We start from the raw sequence: 23,746 nt of genomic DNA, 5'->3' as shown, positions 1-23,746 counted from the left end.
GGAGCAACATGAATGCGTCATCCGCCCGAGAAGCCTGGCTAAGTTTTACGACATGGCTATCAGATACACCCCTGATGCACGCCGGAGTCAGTGCCTCGACGCCGCAGCTCAACATCAATGACCACAAGCCACCGGGCATGCCTACCATGATCGACGAGCAGCAGGTCGACCCGCGCTCCGTGTACGACCTACGTGGCCAGCCCCTGACGACCGTGGTCGATGGAGACGCCCAGGCAGGGAAGATGCTGCACATCTTCAGCAGCCGGCGGGATGCAGCAGCATACGTGGAATCCCGCGAGGCCCCTATCAACGACCAGCCCCGAGTGCGTCAAAGTGAAATTCACAGCGTCTCTCAAGCTCTGACTGCTGGCCCTCCACCAGGGCAGGGATTTTTCGAATTGTATGCCAATGATGATCTCGATGGCTGCTCCTGGCGCATTTTAGAGTGGGAGGGACTGACCTTTAATTACAGCAGAAAGTTCGCCTGTGGCTTCCTCTTTTGGGGGTGGATAAGTGCCGACAATCGTGTCTCCAGCATTGATTCCTACGTCAGCGCCGATCATGTTTTCCTGTGGGATTTTCCCAACCTAGCCGGTTCCAATCTCTGGATCCCAACAGGAGCCTTTCGAATCAACAGCCTCTCCGTCTTCGGATGGAAGAATCGGATTTCATCACAAAACGTTTTATATTTCTGATATGTCAACCTTTGAGAGGAAAAAAAATGCCGGGCTCACAGCCGTATATTGACGTCAGGATTGGCGGCATCAAGAATCCAAGTGGTGAGCTGGATCTGACAGTTGGGCAATATGGCCGCATCGCGTTTCCATTTGAATTACCAGACAGTGGAATCAGTAAGGCACACGTTGACCTGGAGATTATCAGTGCGCTGCTCCGCGACAATCCCGAGGGAGTGCGTTCGATTGTCCAGGCCGTCCTCTCAGGAGACGGAGCGGAGGTCCGCCGACTGTCGGCAGACATGGGCCTAACGGAGTCTGATTTCCAAGCCAAGGGAGGCGGGTTGTTCTGGGCAGTGGTAATCGTCGGAGTACTTTGTTGCGCCTCTGAGGCCCGCTAGCCTCAGTGGCGTCTCCAAATAGTCAATGAGGGTTTCGGCAGGCTCCGGGACCAAAGCCCTGGACGTAGGTCTGTGTCGTTGTTTCTGGCCCCTTGAAACCCGGGCTTTTCGAAAACTGTCGGCTGTTAATTTGTTCAATACAGGGATGCGCTTACTTCGACTGGGCAGTGGCCTGTCCTGGTGGTGCTGGTCAGCACCACCAGGAACTGCAGAACGGTGGTTACGAGGAAAATAAGGGCGTGGCACCGCCCGGGAAGCGGAAGTAATTCAACTCTGGTCGACGTTGCGTCAGAGGAGTACGGTGTTCCTACTATCATGGGAGGCGGCGCCATGGCCGAGGTGATGGTGATTATTGGGACCGACGAGAGCGGCGCTCAAACCAGCGCACTATCAAGTGCTCGACGGCGCACTCGAAAAAACCGTCGACTTCATAATGAACAGGCAGCGTCACACCGACCAGCGGGTTCTCCTTGAGCACATGGCAACGGCAATCCTGGACTCCAGCCCATCCGTTCACCACCTTGAACGATTTCTCACTGTCGCAGAGAGTCTCGGGTGGCGCACAAGAGAAACCTTGGCCCTACGGGCGTTAGCCACACGCCGGGCAGAGAGCTGAACCGTACCTCACAGCTCATGCGGCGTAACCTCCAGTGTCGCAGGAAAGCTCCCTTCACTCGTGCTTACTGTCATTCTTAGGAGTCATCTGCACCAGTTCAAGCGGCCGGACGGCGCAGGTGCACAGGACTGTTGACATTGGGTTGTCAGCAGTCCTGTGCACTGCCGTGCATTTATTCAAGAGTCGTCTGCACCAATAGCAGTGACTACTGCGTTGTAGCGGGCCACAAGATCGTACGCGGAGTAGTAGGAACACAGCGCCGCGAACAACCTGCCCCATGTCAATCGAGACGCCTCGTATCCCTAGCGATCCGCGACGCCTCTTCGGGTGAGCATGCGCCGGCTGCAGGGATGCGGGATTCTTGCGGCCCAGCGGTTCTTGCAACTATGTACCGTAAGCGCTTCAATTCGATGGTCATCAGCAGTTGCGGGACTCGCCGTGCGCCTTCGTCTACGCAACAAGCGATGGCTGAAGCCACGTCGAGAACCGATGCCGAAGGCATATTTAACCCGCTCGATGCAGGTTCCACATCTCGGAACACAGGGCCCACTACACGTAAACGAGCCCCTTGATGTCTCCAGGTTCTTCGACGTCTTCGTCCAAGAGTACGGCAACGTGTCCGCGCCCGGGCGCTCCGAAAAAGAAACCCATTTCGAAGACCACATTCTGGCGACCACGAGGTTTTTTCTTCAATTTCCGTCTTTCCTCTGCCGACCGGGTAGGAGTCGCCGTGGCCATGGATGACCACGACGTCCTAGCCGTTCTTGTGGTCGTTGAAGGGAACAACGGTCAGGCCGGTGCGCGGCATCAGCAGGACGAGCCCGCGTGCCTCGTGGGAGTAGCGACGGCGGGGGAGCAGCGCGCAGTAGTCGATGGTGGAGATGCCGTGCCGCGGGGGTCAGGTGTATGGCTCATGCCCCTCATGTAATGCGGAACGCAGCGACTCCCTCACCCGAATCACCGGGAGTGCATTGACAGCCCTGACGAGAACGGAGCAACCTAGTGCCTCGAGGCTGGGGCACCGCAGAATCAACGACGATGGGAACCCCAATGATTACTGTCCAGTTCATGTACATCACCGGTATCAAGCGGAGCCTTTTCAGCAACGGATCAATGAGCCTGCCCGCACCCCGCCTCGGGACAGTAGTACCGCTTCGGTTAGGTAAAAAAGGGGCGTGCAAGCACAGCACGGGCTTCGCTTCATTCAAAGGCATTCTCGAAGACGCGGTTGCGCGTTTAGCTTAACCGTTCAATTGCCGCCCGCAGTTTCCAGTCGGCAATGGCGAGACCTGTCATCTTTCCCGCGAATGTGGTGGCCATCAAGAACGCGAATGTGGCCGCTAGGTTCTGCACAGAGAAAACGGCATAAAAGGGCGGTCCAAGCCAATGGACCAGACCGGTTGTCGCCAGCCCGGCAACCATGAAGACGGCCCCCGTGCCGCACCCACAGGCCCGCAGACTATGGTTGATGGTCCTCTCAGCGCGGCGAATTTCCCCCCGGTTTCCGGGGAGATCAAGGGTGATTTCCCTGAGCCCTCGCCGGAGGTGGCGCCGTCTCAGCGCCTGCAGTTCTGACTGACTTCGGATGACGGTATTCATGATCCCTTACGGCAGCAATGACTGCGCGCCATCGGTAGTGATCCACTGCCAGACAGTGCGCGCGTCGTCGAGCGGGAAGCGGGGTTCGCCGCCCAGCAGAAGAAATTCGAAAACCGCAGATGCTCTCAGCCCGATACCGGTTGAGGGCGCAAACATGATCTCGTCCAGGCTGCGGTCTCCTTCCGCGCGATTCCTGTGGTTTAGGCCCAGATAGTGCCCCAGTTCGTGAATGAGAACCCAGCGAAACACCCAGTCCGGCGTCCGGTTTCGATACGTGACACCGCTGATCCGCTCGTCCTCGCTGGAGGGTCTGAACCAGGAGGTCAAACCGAAGTGTTCCTTGCCTTGGGAGCTGAGAACATAGTGGAAGTGGCTGATGGCGGGAATGATTGATAGGTCATCGTTTTTACCTGTTCTTCCGATGGCACTGAAAAGCACTTGCTGCACCGTGTCGCCCGGTGGGTCTTCTTCACCCGCGTTGAGTGGCACATGCTCAGGTGAAGACGCCCGCAGGGTTCCCACGGTTGGAAGGAACAGCTGGACTCCAAGCGCGAGGGCTTTGCGCTGTGCGGTTTCGAGATGCGACCGGAATCTAGCGCGGGTAATCGCAAAGACGTGGAATTCCGGAATCGATCCTGGGCCTTTCGCCAGAAAGGTTTGCAGATCCGCATAGCTCACTTTCAAGTCACTCCCCGCGTAGACGACCTCACCTTCAGGTTCATTGATATCTCCGTTGCAGTCCGACCATTTGCCTGCCAGGGCATACAGGTTGATGATCCCGTCTGTGTGCATTTGTTGGAGGTTCAATTCCCGGTCATCGGAACTGATGAAGAGCCGGCGGGCAGCTACCGTGAACGGTAGCCCCATGGGATTCGCGCCGATGCCGATGGTCCGTATGGCGCGGAGCGCACGGACGCTGCCCTCGCCTAACGCGGAGTTGACGTTGTCGGTGATGATCTGCTGGAGACGCCGCAAGTCAACAGTGTCCCGCACGCCGGCGGCGGCGGCGCCAATGATTCTGATGGCGAGCAGCACCGCGGCGAGCGGCACGGCTCCGAACAACAGTGCAACCGGCGCAAATCCGGTGTCCAACAGCGCACGTGCAGCTGACGTGCCCAGGTTGGTAAGGCCGCGCAACAAACGGCAGAGGCTGAATCCGAATATGCCGAGCACGATGTCCTTAGCTCCCACGACGACATCCTTGACGATGTCGATCAGATCACGGGCAAAGCGAACGATCCCCTTGAGGATACCCAAGATCACTCCAAGCCAGCCCAAAGAGGTGGCAAGGGTGTCTAGCAAATGCTCGATGTCCTCCAGGATGCCGATGACATCGTCAAGTAGCACTGTCACAAGGCCGAAGACGTCCTCTACCGTGTCCAGAACAATCGTCCAGAGGTCACGGAAAGATTTCAGCGCCTCCAGAGGCTCGGTAAAGAGACAAACAAAAAACGACACCAGCCAGGCGATGAGGCGTAGAACCATCGTCACGATGATGCCAACCACAATGGTGACGATCTGGCAGACGAGGGTGACGACCCATTTGCCGACCGTCACGACGACCCATACCACGATCTTGACCAGGATCGTGACGATCTCACAGAACCATCGCAGCGGGTTCCACCAAGGCAGCTCCCTGCAGCTTCGTTCCTGCCGGGAGACCCACTCATCGACTGGGCGGCTGATCTTTTCCTCTACCCATCGCCGAACTTCTTCACATTTCTCCCGCGCCTCGGTGATGAATTGGGTCACCGGGACAAGCACTTTGCTTGTTATCCACGTGCGTACTTCCTGGCATGCACCCACGAGCGTCCCCTTCCTCCCTGTAGGTCAATCGGTTCTACCGATGCCAGCGAGCTCCCGAATAAATACGGTTGTGAATCAGCGGCCGGAATGGTGTTTTCCGCCTCCCACCGCTGCGACTCAGACCGAAGGGGCTGTGCCTTCCATCGGTCCATGCGGATGAGACGATGGTTCGCCCGGGGCCAACGTCTTGAGGTACCGAGTGCGACGAGCCCGCATGTAAATCCAAGCGAATCACCCTGGCTGCCGCCGCCCGGAGCTGCATGGTCCGGGCCCATGGTGTACTCGCACACCGCTCCTCAGGCTGCAGATCAGCCGGCCCACCAGTGACAGCGGTACCACCAGTACGGGCAGCACCGGTACCACGGATACCTGCGCCACCACCAGCACCACAACGGTCGCCAAGGGAAGTAAGTCTCCGGCCGCAGGAACGGATGCACGGGGACGAACTCAGGCAGCTGCAGGTCGGCGAGGACTCTGTCATCAACCTCAAAGCCAGCCGCGCGGGCGACTTCGAGGACGGACAGCTGCGCTTCCCCCTTGGCCGCCCTCTCGTCCACAATCTTCAGGAGGGTACCGAAAGCCTCATTCGCCTCGGCATTCGCCCGCATAAAAGCTTCGTCGTTTTCAGGCATTGCTTGCTCTCCTTTCGGTTCTGGCGCTTCAGCGCCACACTGACAACGAAGATAGTCTGCCGCCGTTACAGGGACGTTATTGCAGCGCTGCACGGTGTCGGAAGGCGTTCCCACGGGCTTTACTTCCCTGTCCCGGCTTCCGACTCGGTTGCACAATTGATTGACATCTGCGGGCGGGGTCCTCGGGTTCAATCTGACATTCTTCTTTGGGAAGTTGCCCGGCTCGGCGGGAGCCTGCGGGCCCGGAATGCCGCCATCCTGGCCTACCTCGACACCAACGGCGCTTCCAACGGACCCACCGAAGCCATCAACGGGGTCATCGAAACCACCCGCAGATTCGCCTGCAGCTTCCGGAACATCACCGACTGCCGACTCAGATGCCTACTCGCAGCCGGCGGCCACGCCCGTACCGGATCAAGCAGCCATCATGCTCATCTGCAAATGGCCTCAAAACGAGCATTTGATACTGCGCGGGCCGATATCTGAATGGGAATGGGTAGCGGACTGAGATGATAACTGCATTTTGAGTCTCTGACTGCCGTTCGAAGCGTCTGTTTTTTCGGTTGTTACTGAATGGCGGAAGGCGTGGGGCTCGATGTTGCTGGTGCATTTCTAAGGTCCACGAATACCGAAGAGAACCGGTCACCTGCGCGGGTGGGGATTGGCGCGGGCGCTACCTGCCGGCACTCGCCCGTTGCGTCTGATTGCGTCGCTGCTGACATGGATGGCGAGAGGCTGGTCGCCTGCGCCTGGGGTTTGAGTGGCGGGGTCCCAGCTGTAGCGGAAGGCGTGTTCGTGGACTCCGGCACAGGAGTCGAAGATGGGCATGGCACTGAGCTCGCGCCTGGCGCAGGTGCCGGCGTTGCCGATGGCGAAGCCGAGGGGTCTGTGAGGATGACGTGAGCGCAGACGAACGGGAACTCGTCCTTCCGTACCTCGACGTCGGCTTGAGCTGTGACCGCACCCTTGGCATCCGAGGCGCCGGACTGCCCCCAGTAGAGGACTCGTGCTCCCGCGGAGACATCAGCGAGCGTGTCTTGGCAGACGCGAGTGACTTCATCGGCGCTGTTTTTGTCGAAGGCACCACGGGCCTGGATGCCGCTCTTGGTTTGGATCACCTACAGGACAAGCTTGAGTCTTCGGTCAAGGGTTGGACCGATCCCAACGAATACTTCAGCCTTTTCGCCAATTCGATTCAGGTCGAGAAGGAGAGCCACGCGTGGTTCCGCGGCAATGTCGTCACCTCCTATGACGACCACGACCATGCCCAGCGCTGGCACGGAAAGCGGCACTTCGCGGCCGACCCGGAGGGACCGACTCTCGAACTCGCCGCCCTCGCGCTGAACGCAACTACGCTCGGCATTCCGTGCATATATTACGGAAGCGAGCAGTGCTTTGACGGCTCCGGAGACAACGACCGCTACCTGCGCGAAGCGATGTTCGGCGGAAGATTCGGGCCTTTCCGCAGCAAGGACCGGCAATGTTTCAGTCGGAACAACCCCACTTACAAAGCCCTGGCCCGGATACTGGCCATTCGGGGGCAGGACTTCGCGTTGAGTCGCGGCCGCCAGTACTTGCGACCGATCTCCGAGGACAGGGATTCCTTCTGGTATCCCCAACGCATAGGCGCAGGGCGGATGACATCGATCATCGCCTGGAGCCGGATCATGTCAGACCCGGGAGGCCGTATGCGCGATCAACACCGACTGTGACCAAGCCCGGTCAGTCTGGGTGACGATTGATGCCGGCCTGCACTCCGCCGGGGATAAGTATCGGTATGTCTTCTCTACCGATGAGGCCAAAACGGGGGTCCAGACTGCGGCTCAGGCCAGGAACGGGCTGGCTATCCAGATAGAGGTTCCACCCTCGGGCTTCGTGATATTGGTTCCGTGAAAGTGCAAGCCTTTGGCAAGCTGAATTAGTTCGAAAACGCTCGGGGACCCAAGTGACGCCGTCCGCACGTGCATCCCCGCATGCCTCATCGATGGCCGCCCGTAGCCAGCCTTGCCGAAGGGCTGCAACGCGCCGTCGGAAGAGTAGCCCTCTTGACTATTGTGGGCCTTCAACTGGCACACGCGGCCATCGCGCCGCCCGCTGAAGCTATTCGAAGAACCATTGGTCCTCTAGTCCGCGCTACTCATCAATATTCTTGTGTAGAAACATGTGCGCCAGCCGGAGTGCCGAAAGTCGGTGGGCAGACTGCTTTGGTGAGTGGCCCATTGGTCTACAGGGACCGCTAACCGCTGGATTCCGACGAGCACAGACCAAGTCTTGACCGTAAGTTCAGAGGTGTAGGCGACAATTGTTGCCGAACTCCCAATGATGCCAAACCGCCAGATGACGTTGATCATTGACATCCTTCACGAAACTCCGGATCCTCGTTCGTAGATCTATCCCGGATCTCTAGAGCAACTGGCTTTGGGGGTATCCATGGGCAACGGTGACTATGGGGATTTTCAGTTAAGCCTGTTTCAGTCATGGCAACTTCTTTGGGGCGCCAATATCGTTTACGTCGCACCGCGCCAACAACGGCTGATTACGGCGCTGGCGATAAACGGTCCGCGCCCCCGGAGCTATCTGGTCGGGCTACTTTGGCCGGAGCATTCCGAGCCGCGAGCCATGGAAAGCCTGCGTGTGAGCGTGCATCTCGTCACTAGACAGGTGCCGGGCCTGTTAATCAACGGCGGGGCCGTGCTTTCACTCAGCGAACTGGCGGACGTTGACCTTCACCGCGTCCGATCGCAAATTCGGCAACTGTGCCAAGTCGGGCTCAACGGCAACGCTGCTTCCTGCCTTCACGAGTTACGTCATGCAGATCTGCTACCCGGCTGGTACGACGACTGGGTCATCTTTGAACAGACCAGGCTTAGGCAGGACCGTCTACACGCCCTGCTCGTCATAGCCCGCGAGTCGCTGGCGCGCTGCGACTACGAGGTCGCATTGGAAGCCTCCGAGGCAGTACTGGAACTTGAACCGCTCTACGAAAGAGCGGTTGGACTCATAATTCAGGCTGAGCGACAGCAGGGTAACAACGCGTCTGCACTTCGGGTCTTCGAGAAGTATGAAGCGCAGCTTAAGGCGGATATGGGGATTGCTCCGTCGGAAGTGATTCGAAGACTTGTTGCGGACGTTCGGTGACAGCGCAACTGAAGCGGAATGAAAGACACGTTTCCAAGGCCGCCCGAGCCGTAGACGCGCAGCGGGTCGGGGTCATAGCCATAAGCCAATCCTCAGCGGTCGACGACGATAACGCTTGGGGAGTTCCGCGGCTGGTTCCGGCAATGCTGCTTCTAAGCTCCGGATGCTCACGTCACTTCGCCCGGGGAGCCAGGCTGGGCAAAGAGCCAATGACGCACGATACTCAAGGCCTCGTCGGGATCGGCAGTGGAGACCGTGTTGGGTTCACCGTCCGGACCCCGGCTATAAGTTAACCTGGCGCGGAAAGCGGGCACCTGACCCGGCTCGTACCATGTCCGGATGACTAGCGTGCCCATGGGCGGAATCGCCGAGCCTGCTCCGTCATGCTCGGAGATTCCTGACGGACGATCATCGCTTGTCATGGCATTTCACCTTACTCTCAGTCCGCGATTACCCACATGCTGGAAAGTCGCGGACTCCCCATTGCTCGGGTCCGCCTCGGCTGTCTGCAGATAGCGACTTGTGGCGTTCTGCCAAAAGATGGCCCGAGAGCCGGCAGAAGTCGGCTACGTTGATCCTGCTGCACACGAATCAGGAATCCGCCAACGTTTGCATAAGGTTTGCTCAAGATTGCCGCCTGGAAAATGATTTGCCGGGGATACAAATTGCTAGTTGCCTCGTAGGATGCATCGTTGCGGTTAACCGCTTCGGCATAACGGCCTGTGGCAAAAGGCGTCCGTCTTTGCCGACAGGCGTCGCGCAAGGCTTCGCTCATCGAAACCATTTGCCACAGCGGATGAGCGGGGCGCGAGGGGTAAAGCAACACATGCCTCGTGACGTCGGCGTAAACGCCGCACTGTTACGGCTGCGCGTGGTCGGTGCGCAGTTCCTGGGCAACGGAAGTGACGTAGCACGTGTGGTTCCAGCCGCGGAGGGCGACCTTAGTTGTGGCCTGGTCGAGCGGGATTCCCTTGCGCTGCAGAACGGCCACCAGGGTGGCGTTCACGAGGTCCTCCCAAAGGGATCGGGCGTCCTCCCGGTCAGTCCGCGTCGGCAGGCTTCCGGGGTCCATCGTCCGGCTCAACTTCCGCTGGATGTGGCGCCTCGCCAGGATCATGCCGATGACGATGGCCAGCGAAGGCAGGGGCGGGGCATCTGTCACCACAAGACCGGCCACGATCGCAGTGATGCAGCGGAGGGGCCGATGGACTTAAGGGACGCAACCAGCTGGTTCACAAGAGTGCCGTCCATCTGGGCCTCATCGATGACTGCCTCGGTGTAGGCAGTCTTCGCGCCGCGCAGCCACAGCGACGGGGAGCCCAGTCGCTTGGCGACGATTGCCTTTGCTTCCTTGAGCTGTTCGGGGTGATCTTCCCGCAGCCCGGAGATAATTTCGGCGTCAGCGTGGTTGACCCGGTCGAGGACGAAGCGGTGCTGCACGGCCAGCTTCAGTTCGGCAGCGTCAAGCAGGGCCGCGGCGTCCGCCGTCTGCCCGACCCGGACGAGGCTTGGAATGGTGGTGACGTGAGCGGGCCCAGCGCCGGCGGTGCGGATGCAGTAGCGCGGCGATCCGTCGGCAAGCATGTACTCCGGGTTGTGGCGAATCATGGGGACGCCCTTTCCCGCTGCGCGGCGATGGGTCCGGCTTCCTTCACGATGCGCACGGTCCTGTCCAAGGGGATGCGTATACGCCCGGTCTGCTTAGTCCGTCGGCACTGCACTTCCAGCCCCACGAGGGGCTCATCGGTGATGCCGTGGCGGACCATATCTTTGGTGTCTGCGTCGGCAAGGGCGGTCCAGTGCTTGCCGCCGCGGCCGTGGGCGAGAGTCTGCCCGGAATTGATGCCCTGGACCATGATTGAGCGGCGGGGAGTGAGGTCAAGCCTTGAGGGACTCCTTCTCGCTGCCGGGGTAGGGGTTTGCCCGATTAGGCCCAACCCTGCCGTAGCCGTCATGGCTGAAATCGGCCATGGTGGCGTATTCCTGGTCAGCGACGCCCTGGACGTACCCCTCGCGCCAAACGGGGGCGAGAGCGCCGAAACCGGGAGCATCCTCAACCTCCCGGCGGCTCGTGAAGTACGTGGTGAGCTGCGACGAGATGATGGCCGTGGCCGCGATCAGGGTCAGGAGGATCATGCTCTCCACTACTCACCGGCCCCGGTGGGGGATGTGCAACGGTCTCGCGAGGCGGCGAGCTGGGATTCCAGTTCACGGTTCAGGGCCGGCGGGTGGACGTCCTGGGTGCCGATACCTGTGCGGAACACACGGGTCGGGATGCCCAGGCGCTCGGCGGCCGAGTAGACAGCTGATTCCAGCTCGACGAAGCGCGTGCGGAAGTTGCCCGGGTGGGCGATGATGCGGACGTTGACTGCACCGAAGTTGGCCTTGCTGGCGGGATTCTCCTTCAGGATGGCGGCATTGATGGTGTCCAGGTCCGTCAAAGATTTCCGGCTGCGCGCATCGCGGCCGCTGGGTGAATCCGCCCAGCCGAGCTCGGTACTCGCGAGCATCCCGGATCCGGCGCCGGCCCCTGAGAGGAAGGCGCTCCGGAACTCAGCAACGGTGCCCACAGCGGGCTCCGTGTCGGGGACGTTGTGGGAGAACATCAGGCGGGGGTTCACAGGCGATTCCATGAGCCACATGTGTACGGAGACTGGTGGAGCCGTGCACGGGGCCGGCCAGGCACCATAATTGCTACCCCTCCAGGAGGAGAAAGGCCTATCATGGTGCCCAGCCGCGCACGAGGCCTGATGCGTGGTCTGTGAAGGGGGAAGCACGGATGGACACGGCCATGATTCGCCGAAAGTTCGAAGCCCTCGGCCGTAGGGATCTGGCAGCTGCTCCGCTGGAATCAGCTGAGGGACGGATTGCACTTGGTTTGAAGGCCACGAAAGCGGTCCTCGTAGTCTCCCCTCAGGCAGTTTCAGTTCTTGCAGGAGTGGACTGGAGCGGTTTCCTGGCCCCGAGCTGCACAAGCTGGACGCCGTTCTGAATGAGGCGGACATAGCCGCGGTCCAAGTCCAGTTGCCTACGCCTGCGTTGATTCCCACTCACGGAATTGTGTTGCCGGACAGAGTCTCGGCGGTCGGTAGCCAAATACCGGTGATCCGCATCGGAGCAAGCCAGGGGTTCATCATCGATTTTGTCCTGGCCAAGTATGACGATGCTGTCCGCATCGCTGCGGCCTTGGGTAAAACACTGGACACCACGGCTAAAACCGACCTCAGAATCCGCGAAATTGCCGCAGGGCAGCTGGGCGAGAACGGGTCGCGGCCTGACAGGATCGAATACTACTTCGGCACCACATTGGATGAAGACCTTGATCCCGTCGCGGATGTTATCCTCGCTGTTTCCACCCAGCGCATCGGCGTCATCGACCTCGGCGTTTTCACCGGCGACGCGGAGGATGACGACGTCGCTGATGTCCAGGATATTGAGGACATGGTGTGGGGCCGTGTGGGCTTGCCTCCCGGAACGACACTTCCGTTCACAGCCGCCGGACTTGTCCCCAAGAGATCGCAGGCCCTCACGCTCGTCCTTGGATTCGACGACGGTGAAAGATGGGCCATCAGAATGGCCGAACCCACCACTGGCCGGTCCGCCCCGAAGTTTTACGCGGGGCTCCTTCAGCCACTGGACCGGGTCATCGCTGCGAAGTAAGGGTTTCGGGCGACTGACCGGTGACGGCAGGTAGAACTAGCCGTGGTCGACGAGCGTCTTGAGGGGAGCTTCGAGCACCTGAGTAGGCGCCGCGTGCCGGACGATGATCTGGTTGGCGGACATGTTGCGCTCCACCTCGACATGCTTTGGAAATCTTTCCTGCAGTGAAGTGAAGTAACGCCTCAGGTTTCCGTTGCTGAGGACAGGCTCCTGCTTCCTGAACGTGCGGAACTAGGGCGGCTTTGGGCCATGCACGACTGGGGTCATTCGTACCCCCGTCGCCGCAAAGGCTGCCTGACGAGGGGAAATGCCGATTTCTTCAGGAACGGGAGTTCTCGCGGCTACTTCTACTCCGGTTGTTTTTAACGCCGATAACGGCCGTTCTGTCGGCTCTGCAGAGGGCATCTGATGCTGCGGGTGGCCGGAGTTCCGTTCCGGAAGGCTCCTGGCGCAGAACACAGAACTGCCGCGCCCCCGGCTTGGGGAGTGCCTGCTGAAATGCTTGGGTTGATGAAATGGGGGTGTGGACAATGTCCACACTTTGGGCCTCGGACCGGGTCGTACATCGGCCGGACTGGCTGGAATTGCCTATGTTTTCGGGAGTTCCCAGTGCTTGCAAGGGCTGGAATGCGGTTCGAGTCCCACCTCGGGCACAGTGTTATCGCAGGTCAGGGATCTGTTCCTCTTTGGGTGTTGACAAAACCGCCCAAAGTGTTGAGACGCGGTGGGGTGCGGCACGCTCACCAACAAGCAGCTCGCAGGAGCGTGGCTGTACGGGCACCTCCTCCACGAGGACGCAGTCCGCCGCTCCTACAGCGGCGGGATGTACCCGGAGGAAATGTACTTGGCCGCCATGCACACGGTCAGCCGGGAAATGCTCGCCGTCATCGGAACACTGCACCTCATCGAGCAGCTGCAGACCCGGGCCTGGCTGGACCTCCCCGAAGACATCTTCACCGGGGAAGTGACGGTCACCGCCAGCTCTTGGGTGCCGCCAGGAGAGATCAAGCTGTATGTCGCACCAGTTGACACACCCATGCCGGAGAACCTCGGCATCGACCTGGAGGCCGCCGGCTGGAAGGACGCCGTCGACGAATTCCTACCACTGCGGCCGGAGCAGTAAAGGTAGGTACTCCGGATTTCGACCCAGAAAATAAAGCCTTGGCGGCGGCGACCCGAGTCCCGGACTCCCGGCTTTCTGAAAGCCACTTCCGCACCGTGGCCTTCTTCGCCATACTTGGGCTCGTCATGCCGCTCCACGCAGCTCAGCCACCATGAGCTGCATGGACGTGTGACAGCGAGTGGCGCCTTGCGCGCCTGGCCGCTGCCGCGGCGGAACCCCGTTCGATGAGGTGCGGGCCGTTCCCTTGGGAAGCAGGCGTGAGCCGGCTTTCCCCCTGCAACATCTTGCAAATGATGGTGAGGCAATGATGCTTTCGATCAAAGACATCCAGTGGGCACAAATCCTGCAACAGAACCACTACCACCCGTCGCCGCGCGACTGGTCAGATCAAGTGATCTACTTCCTCCTGGTCGACCGATTCTCCAATGGCAAAGAGAACGGCTACAAGGATGTCGCCGGCAACGTCGTCCAGGGCACCACCCAACCGTTCACGCCCGCCGATACTGGCAACGCGGTTGGGAACCCAGCCGACATACAAGCGTGGGAGGCGGCCGGCACCCAATGGCTGGGCGGCACCCTCAAAGGGATCACATCCAAACTCGGTTACCTGAAGCGACTCGGGGTCTCGACGTTATGGATCAGCCCGGTGCTGCGGCAACGGAAAGCCGTGGATGACTATCACGGCTACGGGATTCAGAACTTCCTTGAAGTCGACCCCCACTTCGGCACCGACCAGGACTTCAAGGACCTTGTTGCGGCCGCGCATAACGCCGGGCTGTACGTCATCCTGGACGTGATCCTGAACCATTCGGCTGACGTCTTCGAGTACGACACCGTCGACCCGGCCGGGCACTCTTACAGGCCACCATGGAGTGGGGTGACTTATCCGGTTCGGGGATGGCGAGACCCCGGTGGTGCGGCCACCCTGCCCTTCCCGAATCCCGTCAACGTCGCAGACGTGGACAGCGCCGTGTGGCCAAAGGAGCTCCAGTCTGAGGATGCCTTCACCCGCAAGGGGGAGATCGTCAACTGGAACGACCGTAATCTGGATGCAATTGAAGGCGACTTCAACGGCCTGAAAGACATTCATCAGGGGACGGGGCCTCTGCCTGACTATGTTCCGTCGGAAGCCCTTCGAACCCTCGCCGAGGCCTATGAGTACTGGATCGCCTACGCCGACCCGGACGGCTTCCGGGTCGACACCGTCAAGCACATGGACCATGGCGCAACCCGGTTCTTCGCCTCCGAGGTGCATGAGTTCGCCCAGTCCATCGGCAAGGATGCGTTCTTCCTGGTGGGAGAGATTGGAGGCAGCCGCCAAGATGCGATCACGACCCGTGACCAGACGGGGCTCGACGCTGCCTTGGGCTTGGCGGACGTTCAGCGGTTCATGGTCGACGCCGCCAAGGGATGGGGAAACCCGGCCAACTACTTCGAACTCTTCCGAAACTCGAGTGAGGTCGTCAAGCCATCCCACACCTGGTTCCGGAATCACGTGGTTACCGGCTTTGACGACCATGATCTTATCCGTATGGGCCCGAACCACAAGGCGCGGTTCGCATCCGACCCGGAAGGTCGTGCACTGGAACTGGCCGTCCTGGCCATGAATGCAACCACGCTGGGGATCCCTTGCATCTACTACGGCAGTGAACAGCGCTTCGACGGTAAATTCCCCACGCCTGTCAATCCGCAGCCCCAAAGCAATGACAAGGCGGACAGATACATCCGCGAAACGATGTTCGGGGGCGGTTTCGGTTCGTTCATGAGCCGGAACAGGCACTTCTTCGACGAGACAGGCCAGACCTACCAGGAACTGGCCAAAATTCTTGCCGTTCGGACCGGCGACCTCGCACTGCGCCGCGGCCGGCAGTACATGCGGCAGATCTCTGAGGACGGCGGCGCGTTCTGGTATCCGGATCGGATCGGTGAGGGCCGAATGACGACCATCGTCGCATGGAGCCGAATCTTGGCAAACCGTGAGGTCGTGTGCGCCATCAACACGGACGTGGGTGCATCAAGGACGGCCTGGGTGACCATCGACTCGCGCCTGCACGCGGTGGGCAGCAAGTTCAAATACGCCTATTCAACCGACCAGACGAAGCCGGGGTTGGAGGTGGCGGCGGAAGCACGGAACGGGCGCGCGATCAGTGTCACCGTTCCGCCAGCGGGCTTCGTCATTCTGACGCCATAGCTCATTTGAGAGCGCAGGGGGTCGGACCACCGGCCCCCTGCGCTGGACGGCCTAGGTGAGGTAGTTGCTGAGGACGCTCCGGATTTCCGCCTCGTCCGCGACCCGGGAAGCGAACAGCTCCCGGTCGTTCAGGTCCCGTACGACGACGGCGAAGCCACGGGCCAGGGAGTAGCTGATGAATGCGTTTAGCCCGTTGCCCAGCTCCTAGGAGGCGATCTCGCTGCGGCCGTTGTTGCAGTACTCGCTGACGCAGAAGCCAACTCGTATGGGTCCGTCCCGGTCATCAGCGAGGGGTCGACCCGTTCAGTGACACGGTGCCGGGGATGTGCGATCAGGGTGCTCATGATGTCCTTCCGGGGTAGGGAATGTCTGCCTTCATGTGTATGGAGCTGGGCCCTCCGGTACACGCCCCGGCCTTCTGCGCCCGAAAGGACGTTGGGGGAGGGCGGCAAACGGCGCCGCACACATGGGATGGAAAACCACTGAACGGATTTCCACCCATGATCGAAGTACACGAACTCCTGGCGCACTGTTGATGGCGTCCTCGGAGGCGAGGACGGCTTTACGGACAGGACTGTCGTCGCGCTCGACCAGCTCGGCCGCCTTGCCCGGATTAGGGAATCTCTTGCCGCCCTTTGCAGGCGCCGCCTCGTGGCGGTTTCCCGAACCACGGCCAACCTGCGGGCCCTTGGCAAAGCCCTTTTTGAAGCGTCTTCCATCGCCAATCAACCTGGTCGATACCGTCCCTTTTGTTATGTCCGAGGGGTGGGTGAGGAGTAACGACCTGTTCCTGATGCCTTCCACCGGCCTGTGGACGTTGTCCACACTTGGGGCTTCCGGTCGGGTCGTAGTGACGCTGGTACTCGGCGAGCTTCAGCTCGAGCTCGGCGCGAATTCCGACGTATCCGGGGTCGTCCGCTACGTTAAGGACCTCAGTGGGGTCGTTGCGGAGGTCGCACAGTTCCCACAGCTTCGAAATCGCGCCCGGGGGCACGGGGCACACCGAGACCTGCACAGTAGTAGTGGATGAGTTGTAGTCGGCGGTGCCGATGCCGGAGTGGGTGGGGGTTTCATGGATGCTGTCGTCGTGTTCCGAGTACCGGTAGTAACGGCATCCGGCCAGTCATCGATTTCCTCGCAACGCAACAGGGGGCGGAAACTGCGCCCCCGTGATGTCAGAAGAGCATCGGTGGCGTTGATACCGCAGAAGTCCAGGACTTTAGCGGCGGAATCAATGTTGGGGCGCAGCCAAACCAACGGTTGCAGCTTGTTGCCGACGCCATCTCCCAGTGGCGGGAGGATGCGCTAGGCCTGAGCGCAGAGGCTGACTCCGTGGGGTACATGGACCGCGCGTTCAAGGGCGAAAACGCCAAGCGGGTCGCATCTTTGGAACCGGCACCGCTTGTGTTCGACCTGGCCGGCGCCCCGACGGCGGTATCGAGTCCATATTAGAAATGATGTCTTTGCAGCTGCTCAATCTTGCAGGCAGCAGTGTTTCCCGGCGCCGATGCGCACTGGAGTCAATCTCATAACGGGGACGGGATGGCCGTGCCGGCCGGCCAAATAGGACTGTCCCAGTTCTGAATCTACCTGAGTTGTAAAAGAAGGTTGTTCCCAGGACTGGCCTGTGCCGTTAGGGTGATCACGGGCGGTGCCGGTGAAGGATCGCCCGGTTGGGTGATCAGGCGCCGGCAACGGTGCTGATCCTAGCGATTCGATCCTCGGGAGGAAGCATGACCAGTCCAGAGCAGGATCCGAGCCAGCAGGAAGGCCCCGCGGACGGTGGCGCGGCAGGGGTCCCCGGCATGCATGATGGCGGAGCCGACGGAGGTGCTGACAGCGGAGCCGATGGAGGTGCTGACAGCGGTGCCGATGGAGGTGCTGACAGCGGTGCCGACGGGGGTGCTGACAGCGGTGCCGACGGAGGTGCTGACAGCGGAGCCGACGGAGGTGCTGACAGCGGTGCCGACGGGGGTGCTGACAGCGGTGCCGACGGGGGTGCTGACAGCGGTGCCGACGGTGGAGCTGACGGAGGAGCCGATGGGGGAGCCGCGGAACGGGGCATCTAAATTTTGAGCACCACCCGCACGGACTTTCAGGACCCCGACGCCTTGGAAAGCGGCGGGGTCCTGGAGACACGCCTGATTAAGATTGGCCGTGAGAGGTTCGCCGACGACGTCTGGGGGCGCACGGCGCTGCTCACGCGTGGCGCAAGCGACTTCTCCGATCTGTTCTCTGCCAAATCCGTCGACGAACTGGTCTCGCGCCGTGGACTGCGCACACCTTTTCTCCGCGTTGCCAAGGGCGGCACTACATTTCCCGACTCGTCATTCACCTCACCCGCCGGCGTCGGCGCCACCATTTCTGACCAGCTCGACGACACAGCGCTTTGGCGCAAATTCGCGGACGGTGCCACGCTCGTGCTGCAGGCACTGCACCGCACCTGGGAGCCCGTCACGGACTTCAGCAGCAGGCTGAGCACCGAGCTCGGACATCCGGTGCAGGCCAATGCCTACATCACGCCGCCTCAGAACCGTGGGTTCGACGATCACTACGACGTCCACGACGTCTTCGTCCTGCAGATTGAGGGGACAAAGCGCTGGATCATCCATGAGCCGGTTCACACGGACCCGTTGCGTGATCAACCCTGGACCGATCGCCGCTCCACCGTGGCCGAGGCCGCGAAAGGCGAGGCCTATATCGACACGGTGCTTGAGCCAGGGGATGTCCTTTACCTGCCGCGTGGCTGGTTGCATGCCGCCCAGGCGCAGGGCGAGGTCTCCATCCACCTCACGCTTGGAATCCACAGTTGGACCCGCTACGCATTGGCCGAACAGCTCGCGCAGGCCGCGCTCGCCGCGCTGTGTGACGATCCCGAGATGCGCCGTACGTTGCCCTTGGGCGTGGACGGGCCAAAAGGGGAGATCGACGTCGTCCGTGGGCGACTGGCGGCCGCCCTCGCTGACGCTGATACCACTGCCCTGTTCCACCGCACCCGGCGAGGACAGGGACGCCCGGCACCGCTGGGACCGTTGGCCCAGCTCGCCGCTGTCGACGGCCTAAGCCCCAAGTCTGTGGTCCGGCTTCGCGATGCACTGGAAGCACGCCTGGAGGGATTGCGCCTTACCACGCGCGTGGGTTGGCTCGACTTCCCAGCGACTGATCGGCCTTCTGTAACGCGCCTGCTCGACGGGGAGATTCACACCGCGAGTGATCTCGGCGTTGAACTTGTTGAAAGACTGTTGCGCGCGGGGGTCCTCGTTCCCGTTGAACAGTGATCCAGGCAGTGAGTTCGCCGCAGTGGCGGCCACGGAGCGCTTCTTCTGCTCTGAAGGCGCCCGGTTGCGCGGCGACCCGATTGCAGGAACAGCGTCCCACGGCGTCGTCTGGGTCCTCATCGAGTACCGGGGCCGGTGGCCTCTCAATAGCTTTGAAGGGCTTGATCTCGAGCCTGAGACCAAAGCACTCGTGCTCTCCGCCGCGAAGGCGGCGCGGGCGCGGGTGCTGCTGGTGAGACGGCCCGGCCCCCGCCGCCGTGAGGGGCAGAGCCATTGGGCAGTACTGCACCACGAGAACTCCGGTGCCTATCGTCAGCAATGGGGAACGTGGGGCAAGGATGAGGATCTGGCGGAGATCGCCAGAGCCCTCAGCCTCCCCGGAACGCTCGGCCATCCGCCCGTCATCCTGGTCTGCACTCACGGTCAACATGACCAATGCTGTGCCGTGTGGGGACGGCCCGTGGGACGTGCGCTGACTGAGCGCTGGCCGGAGCTGGTGTGGGAATGCTCGCATGTAGGCGGCGACAGGTTCGCAGGCAATGTCGTTGTCGCGCCCGACGGCGTGTACTACGGGAATCTGGACGCTGAGTCGTCCGTCGTCACGATCGAAGAGCACCTCGCCGGCCGTATCCACGCGGAGTATTTGCGCGGTTACACGGATCTCTTCCCAGCACAGCAGGCCGCTGTCGCGGCCACGCTCAGGCGTTTCGGCCCGGCCGGCCGGAATGACTACAGGGTGGTCGAGACCTCCCGCGACGGTGATTACTGGCGGATCCGCATCACCAGCACCCCGCCTCGCCCGGCGCGTGTCGACGTCGAACTGCAGGCCCGCCACGCCCCGCCGCGCCAACTGACCTGCCGCGGGCCGGCAATGAGCGCGGCCATCGTCTACGAGCTCATTTCGATCCGCGCAGTCTAAAGGACGGGTTTACCGAAGGCAGTTCGTTTGTCGGTGAGTCGGCGAAGGTTCAATCGACCCGGCGACCCAGGCCTCGAGCACCGCAGATTCGTTGAATTCGTCGATCCGGTGCGCCGCCAGCACATCCGTATCTGCTTCGGTCAGACAGGAATCGGAAAGACACTCTCCGCCAGCCGCAACTCCACTTGGCACAAGGCTGAGACATCGTGATCGGCTGCACTGCGGACCCGCAGCGGCTGGCAGCGCTGACCCGAAAGCGCGTTCGGCACAACAAAGAACTGCCGCGCCCCCTGAAGGGAGGGCACGGCAGTCGCTTGGAGTCGCTTAAAATCTTTCAGAAAGGCGGTTTGGACAATGCGCACACTTTGGTCGTCGGACTCGGTCGTACATTGGCCGAACGGCCTCGGATTCCGCGTGTTTTCGGGAGTTCCCAGAGTTTGCAAGGGCTGGAAGGCTGTTCGAGTCCCACCTCGGGCACAGCATGGCCCCTCGTCAGAGGGGTCTTTGGCTTTAACGTGTGGACAAGGTTTGTGGTGGCGTCCCTCTGACGCTAGGTTCGCGGGCTGCGGCCTGGTCGCCGCGAGGCTTATTCGGTGTGGGGGCGGGTTCAGGGTCCTGGCTTGTGGGCCCTCCGACTGCTGTGGGTGTGTCGCGCGGTTCCGCGTTCGGTTCTGTCGTATTGGTCGTGAGTGGCCAACATCTGTTCATAGTTCCAAGTCACGGGCACAACATGACGTTGCCGTCGACGCGGGTGATCTTCGAGGTGCGACGGCAGGGATCTGGAGCGTAGATCCTATCGCGGCCGACGCCGGTGTCCGTCACGCAGCGTGATGGGGGTGGACAAGCTCCGTCTGCCCCCGCGCACGACGGAGGGCCGGCGGCAGACTCGGCATTGCCCGCCATCATTGAAACTCGGCTGGGCGCGTCGGCGCCCGTTGCCACTAATTAATCGGTGCGGGCGGCCGTTCGCCGCTGAGCACGGCGAGGGCGTTGTCGGCGGCGAGCATCGCCATGGCGGTCCGGGTCTCCACCGTGGCGGAGCCGAGGTGCGGTACGAGCACAACGTTGTCGAGCTCGAGCAATCCGGGGTGCACGCTGGGCTCGTTCTCAAAAACGTCGAGCCCGGCGCCCACGATCTGCCCCTCGCGAAGCGCGGAAGCAAGCGCTCCTTCGTCGACGATCGGTCCGCGCGCGGTGTTGACGAGGTATGCCGAGCTCTTCATGGCCGCAAGTTGCCCGGCGCCGATCAGATGATGCGTGGCCGGCCCGTAAGGGCAGTGCAGCGAAACGACGTCGCTGACGGCCAGCAGCTCGTCGAGCTCGACCCGCCGGGCGCCCAGCTCGGCGGCGATCCCGGGATCGATCTCGCTTCGCGACTGGTAAACGATCTCCATGCCGAAGGCCTTAGCCCGGTGTGCGGTGGCCTGGCCGATGCCGCCCATGCCGACGACGCCGAGGGTCTTGCCCTGCAGGCTGCTGCCGAGCAGGAAGAACATGCCCCACTTCCAGGCCTTGCCGGAGCGGATGAGCCGTTCCCCCTCGCCAAGCCGGCGGGTCGCCATGAGGATGAGGCCGAAGGCGATGTCGGCTGTGGCATCCGTGAGCACGCCGGGGGTGTTGGCGGCCACGATGCCCCGTTCGGTGCAGGCAGGCACGTCGATGTTGTCATAGCCCACGGCGACGTTCGCGACCACTTTGAGCTGCGGGCCGGCGGCGTCGAGCAGCTCGGCGTCGATGCGTTCGGTGAGCAGGCTCACCACGGCATCGGCCCCGGCCACCCGGCGCAGGAGCTCCTCGCGGCCAATCGACTCCGGACCCTGCCAGGCATCGACTTCGTGCTCGGCGCGCAGCTTCTCGATTGCGGCTTCGGGTACACGTCCCGTGACGACGACCCGGCTCATGCCGTCTCGATCCACTTGCGCAGGCGGCCGAGGCCGTCGCGGATATCGGCGACGTCGATTCCCGAGTAGGCGAGCCGGATGTACTGCCGCTCTTCGCCGGGCTGGCGGCGGCCGAAGTGTTCACGTGTGCAGAAGGAGACGCCGGTTTCGTACAGGGCTGCGGAGGCGAAATCGCCAACTGCCGTGTAACCCATGCGCTCCATGACCTCAGTGACGTCGGGGAAAAGGTAGAACGTCGACTGCGGCACGGCGACGTGCATGCCGGAGATGTCGTTCACGAGTTCGCATGCGGCATCCCGGCGCTCGCGCAGGATGTCGAGCATCTGCTGCACGGGTTCCTGGGTGCCACGGAGCGCTTCGATGCCGGCCCATTGCACGTAATGCGTCGTGCACGACTCATCGTTGGTGTTGAGTGTGCTAAGAATTTTGGCGATCTCGATCGGGGCAACAGCGCAGCCCAGGCGGGATCCGGTCATGGCGAACTTCTTACTGAATGTGTAGAGGATCACGGTGCGCTCCGCCATGCCGGGAAGCGACGCGATCGAGCTCGAGACACCCTCATAGCGCGTCTCGAAGTATGCCTCATCGGAGAGTACCCAGAGGTCGTGCTCCTGGGCGAGCTGCGCGATGGCCTCACGCTCGGCCGTCGTCGACTCGGCCGAGATGGGGTTCTGCAGGTCGTTGTAGATGATTGCGACTGTATTCGGGGTGATCGATGCGCGCACCCGGTCGAGGTCGATCGAGAAGCCCTGGCTCGTGGGCAGGTAGCCGTAGGGCACGGCCGTGCCACCGAGGTACTCGATCTGCGATTCGTAGATGGGGAAGCCGGGGTTGGGATAGAGCACTTCCTGGCCGGGGTTCATGACCGCTTGCAGGAACTTCGTTATGACGGGCTTACCGCCGGTCATCACGACGACGTTGTCGGGGGAGAACTGGATACCTCGGCGGGCCCCGAGGTCGTCGGCGAGGGTCTCCCGCAACTGCGGGATGCCGGGGCCGGGACAATAGCCCGCATAGCCGTCGGCGATGGCTCGGTTCATAGCTTCGACGATATGCGGGGCCGTCGGGATGTTGATGTCGCCGAGGTGGAAGGGGTACACGAGGTTCCCCTTCGCTTTCCAGGCGGCCGCCGCTTGGGCGACGCTGAAGGCGGTTTCCGTGCCCAGACGTTCGAGCCGGTGCGCGAGTTGCTTCATGCTGTTCCACTCCTCATCGAGTTGAACGATCGATCCGCCAGCGGATCAGATCTAGTATAGGACTCATATATCAGAGACTTAAATTAGATATACGCATCTGCGCAGGCATAGCGTCACCAGCAGGAATACGCGAAGGACGCAAAAATCACTCCAAATATGGCAATGGCCCCAAGAATTCCGACCACCCATCCTTCGATGGCCTTCTTTAGCTTCCGTCCCGGGTAGCAGTAGCCGGTTCCGACCAACTTGCTTTCGGTGCAGTCGTTGGGCTGCAGCCAGTCGCTTGGGATAACCGAGTCGTATGGATCGCTAGGCATGGACTAAGCGCCCTAGCAGGATGTCAGCCAGTTCGCGATCGGCAGGTTCGGTTCCGAGGGCGTCGGTATTCTTGCGTGGCCGCTCCAATGTCCGGACCACTTCGCCGAAGACTTCGTCAGGATCCAGGCGGCGGAGTTCTTCGGCGAGGCAGTCCCGCAGGCTGCGGCGGGGCAGCGAAATCCGTTGCGCGGGCTGGCCCGGCTGGGTCAGTTCGGCAACGGACAGCCCGGGGCGGAACAGCTGGACATCGCCGCTGGACCTGCTGAGCCGGACCCGCCGGATGCCCGTCCCGGC

Annotated in this window: 24 protein-coding genes and 1 pseudogene; 13 read left to right on the top strand and 12 right to left on the bottom strand. The window is 61.6% G+C overall.

Features of this window, described 5'->3' with window-relative positions; all coding sequences use genetic code 11:
• Nucleotides 1-8 precede the first annotated feature (8 nt).
• Together CXQ90_RS14300 and CXQ90_RS14295 are read left to right on the top strand one after the other, a co-directional pair.
• Nucleotides 9-695, top strand: coding sequence for a hypothetical protein (locus tag CXQ90_RS14300; protein ID WP_146068905.1), 687 nt, complete (start codon nt 9-11; stop codon nt 693-695).
• Nucleotides 653-1,075, top strand: coding sequence for a hypothetical protein (locus CXQ90_RS14295; RefSeq protein ID WP_146068904.1), 423 nt, complete (start codon nt 653-655; stop codon nt 1,073-1,075). The genes CXQ90_RS14300 and CXQ90_RS14295 overlap by 43 nt, the downstream gene beginning before the upstream one ends.
• A gap of 1,165 nt (nt 1,076-2,240) precedes the next feature.
• Here the strand turns inward: CXQ90_RS14295 and CXQ90_RS23215 are convergent.
• Nucleotides 2,241-2,429, bottom strand: a complete 189-nt coding sequence (locus tag CXQ90_RS23215) for a TIR domain-containing protein (protein ID WP_104140049.1) — start codon at nt 2,427-2,429, stop codon at nt 2,241-2,243.
• Between CXQ90_RS23215 and CXQ90_RS14285 the strand changes: the two genes are divergently transcribed.
• Nucleotides 2,422-2,619 (top strand): hypothetical protein, encoded by a 198-nt coding sequence (locus CXQ90_RS14285; protein ID WP_104140048.1) that lies wholly within the window; start codon nt 2,422-2,424, stop codon nt 2,617-2,619. The two genes, CXQ90_RS23215 and CXQ90_RS14285, sit on opposite strands and share 8 nt — an antisense overlap.
• Nucleotides 2,620-2,927: 308 nt before the next feature.
• Here the strand turns inward: CXQ90_RS14285 and CXQ90_RS14280 are convergent, their stop codons facing one another.
• Together CXQ90_RS14280 and CXQ90_RS14275 are read right to left on the bottom strand one after the other, a co-directional pair.
• On the bottom strand, nt 2,928-3,290 hold the full coding sequence (locus tag CXQ90_RS14280; RefSeq protein WP_104140046.1) for a hypothetical protein: 363 nt from the start codon (nt 3,288-3,290) through the stop codon (nt 2,928-2,930).
• Nucleotides 3,291-3,296: 6 nt separating this feature from the next.
• Nucleotides 3,297-5,042 (bottom strand): hypothetical protein, encoded by a 1,746-nt coding sequence (locus CXQ90_RS14275; RefSeq protein WP_146068903.1) that lies wholly within the window; start codon nt 5,040-5,042, stop codon nt 3,297-3,299.
• A gap of 890 nt (nt 5,043-5,932) precedes the next feature.
• On the opposite strand from CXQ90_RS14275, the pseudogene CXQ90_RS22985 reads away from it, so the two are divergent.
• From CXQ90_RS22985 to CXQ90_RS14255, 3 genes and pseudogenes are all read left to right on the top strand, one after another.
• Nucleotides 5,933-6,214, top strand: a pseudogene (locus tag CXQ90_RS22985) (transposase); the annotation flags it as partial.
• A 551-nt stretch (nt 6,215-6,765) separates the two neighbouring features.
• The gene (locus CXQ90_RS14265; RefSeq protein WP_146068902.1) at nt 6,766-7,440 is read left to right on the top strand and encodes a hypothetical protein; all 675 of its coding nucleotides are present in this window, start codon (nt 6,766-6,768) and stop codon (nt 7,438-7,440) included.
• 718 nt (nt 7,441-8,158) lie between these two features.
• The gene (locus CXQ90_RS14255) at nt 8,159-8,866 is read left to right on the top strand and encodes a bacterial transcriptional activator domain-containing protein (protein ID WP_104140039.1); all 708 of its coding nucleotides are present in this window, start codon (nt 8,159-8,161) and stop codon (nt 8,864-8,866) included.
• A gap of 859 nt (nt 8,867-9,725) precedes the next feature.
• Here CXQ90_RS14255 and CXQ90_RS14250 read toward each other — a convergent pair.
• From CXQ90_RS14250 to CXQ90_RS14230, 5 genes are read right to left on the bottom strand one after another with little or no spacing between them, the layout of a single operon-like run.
• Nucleotides 9,726-10,028 (bottom strand): hypothetical protein, encoded by a 303-nt coding sequence (locus CXQ90_RS14250; protein WP_181038570.1) that lies wholly within the window; start codon nt 10,026-10,028, stop codon nt 9,726-9,728.
• On the bottom strand, nt 10,025-10,474 hold the full coding sequence (locus tag CXQ90_RS14245; protein WP_104140036.1) for a hypothetical protein: 450 nt from the start codon (nt 10,472-10,474) through the stop codon (nt 10,025-10,027). The genes CXQ90_RS14250 and CXQ90_RS14245 overlap by 4 nt, the downstream gene beginning before the upstream one ends.
• Nucleotides 10,471-10,722, bottom strand: coding sequence for a hypothetical protein (locus tag CXQ90_RS14240; protein ID WP_104140035.1), 252 nt, complete (start codon nt 10,720-10,722; stop codon nt 10,471-10,473). The genes CXQ90_RS14245 and CXQ90_RS14240 overlap by 4 nt, the downstream gene beginning before the upstream one ends.
• Before the next feature lie 22 nt (nt 10,723-10,744).
• On the bottom strand, nt 10,745-11,002 hold the full coding sequence (locus CXQ90_RS14235) for a hypothetical protein (protein ID WP_258064539.1): 258 nt from the start codon (nt 11,000-11,002) through the stop codon (nt 10,745-10,747).
• A gap of 8 nt (nt 11,003-11,010) precedes the next feature.
• A complete protein-coding gene (locus tag CXQ90_RS14230) occupies nt 11,011-11,499 on the bottom strand; it encodes a hypothetical protein (RefSeq protein ID WP_146068900.1) in 489 nt (162 codons plus the stop codon).
• Between the two features lie 469 nt (nt 11,500-11,968).
• Here CXQ90_RS14230 and CXQ90_RS14225 point away from each other — a divergent pair, with 469 nt between their 5' ends.
• The 7 genes from CXQ90_RS14225 (at nt 11,969) to CXQ90_RS14190 (ending at nt 20,037) form a co-directional block, all read left to right on the top strand.
• Nucleotides 11,969-12,526, top strand: a complete 558-nt coding sequence (locus CXQ90_RS14225) for a hypothetical protein (protein WP_104140032.1) — start codon at nt 11,969-11,971, stop codon at nt 12,524-12,526.
• 724 nt (nt 12,527-13,250) lie between these two features.
• Nucleotides 13,251-13,649 carry a hypothetical protein gene (locus CXQ90_RS14220; RefSeq protein WP_104140030.1) on the top strand — a complete coding sequence of 133 codons (399 nt, stop codon included), beginning with the start codon at nt 13,251-13,253 and terminating at the stop codon, nt 13,647-13,649.
• A gap of 304 nt (nt 13,650-13,953) precedes the next feature.
• Nucleotides 13,954-15,840 (top strand): alpha-amylase family glycosyl hydrolase, encoded by a 1,887-nt coding sequence (locus CXQ90_RS14215; RefSeq protein WP_219816687.1) that lies wholly within the window; start codon nt 13,954-13,956, stop codon nt 15,838-15,840.
• Between the two features lie 1,260 nt (nt 15,841-17,100).
• Nucleotides 17,101-17,292 (top strand): hypothetical protein, encoded by a 192-nt coding sequence (locus tag CXQ90_RS14205; protein ID WP_104140027.1) that lies wholly within the window; start codon nt 17,101-17,103, stop codon nt 17,290-17,292.
• Between the two features lie 357 nt (nt 17,293-17,649).
• Entirely contained in the window at nt 17,650-17,916 is a 267-nt protein-coding gene (locus CXQ90_RS14200; RefSeq protein ID WP_181038569.1) for a hypothetical protein, read from the top strand.
• A 35-nt stretch (nt 17,917-17,951) separates the two neighbouring features.
• Nucleotides 17,952-19,118: a cupin domain-containing protein gene (locus CXQ90_RS14195; RefSeq protein ID WP_104140172.1), complete on the top strand. Its 1,167-nt coding sequence runs from the start codon at nt 17,952-17,954 to the stop codon at nt 19,116-19,118.
• Nucleotides 19,108-20,037, top strand: coding sequence for a sucrase ferredoxin (locus CXQ90_RS14190; protein WP_308470553.1), 930 nt, complete (start codon nt 19,108-19,110; stop codon nt 20,035-20,037). The genes CXQ90_RS14195 and CXQ90_RS14190 overlap by 11 nt, the downstream gene beginning before the upstream one ends.
• Nucleotides 20,038-20,978: 941 nt before the next feature.
• On the opposite strand, the gene CXQ90_RS14180 is transcribed toward CXQ90_RS14190, so the two are convergent.
• The 4 genes from CXQ90_RS14180 to CXQ90_RS14170 all read right to left on the bottom strand — a co-directional run.
• Nucleotides 20,979-21,938: a D-glycerate dehydrogenase gene (locus tag CXQ90_RS14180; RefSeq protein ID WP_104140023.1), complete on the bottom strand. Its 960-nt coding sequence runs from the start codon at nt 21,936-21,938 to the stop codon at nt 20,979-20,981.
• A complete protein-coding gene (locus CXQ90_RS14175) occupies nt 21,935-23,134 on the bottom strand; it encodes a pyridoxal phosphate-dependent aminotransferase (RefSeq protein ID WP_104140021.1) in 1,200 nt (399 codons plus the stop codon). The genes CXQ90_RS14180 and CXQ90_RS14175 overlap by 4 nt, the downstream gene beginning before the upstream one ends.
• A 113-nt stretch (nt 23,135-23,247) precedes the next feature.
• Nucleotides 23,248-23,451 carry a hypothetical protein gene (locus CXQ90_RS22665; RefSeq protein WP_146068899.1) on the bottom strand — a complete coding sequence of 68 codons (204 nt, stop codon included), beginning with the start codon at nt 23,449-23,451 and terminating at the stop codon, nt 23,248-23,250.
• Nucleotides 23,444-23,746: OpcA/G6PD domain-containing protein (locus tag CXQ90_RS14170; RefSeq protein ID WP_181038567.1), on the bottom strand; the 303-nt coding region annotated here is incomplete at its 5' end. The genes CXQ90_RS14170 and CXQ90_RS22665, both read right to left, overlap by 8 nt.

The organism is Arthrobacter sp. ZGTC131, from assembly GCF_002929275.1.
Classification (GTDB): Bacteria; Actinomycetota; Actinomycetes; order Actinomycetales; family Micrococcaceae; genus Arthrobacter.
This window is presented reverse-complemented; position numbering and strand designations above follow the sequence as displayed.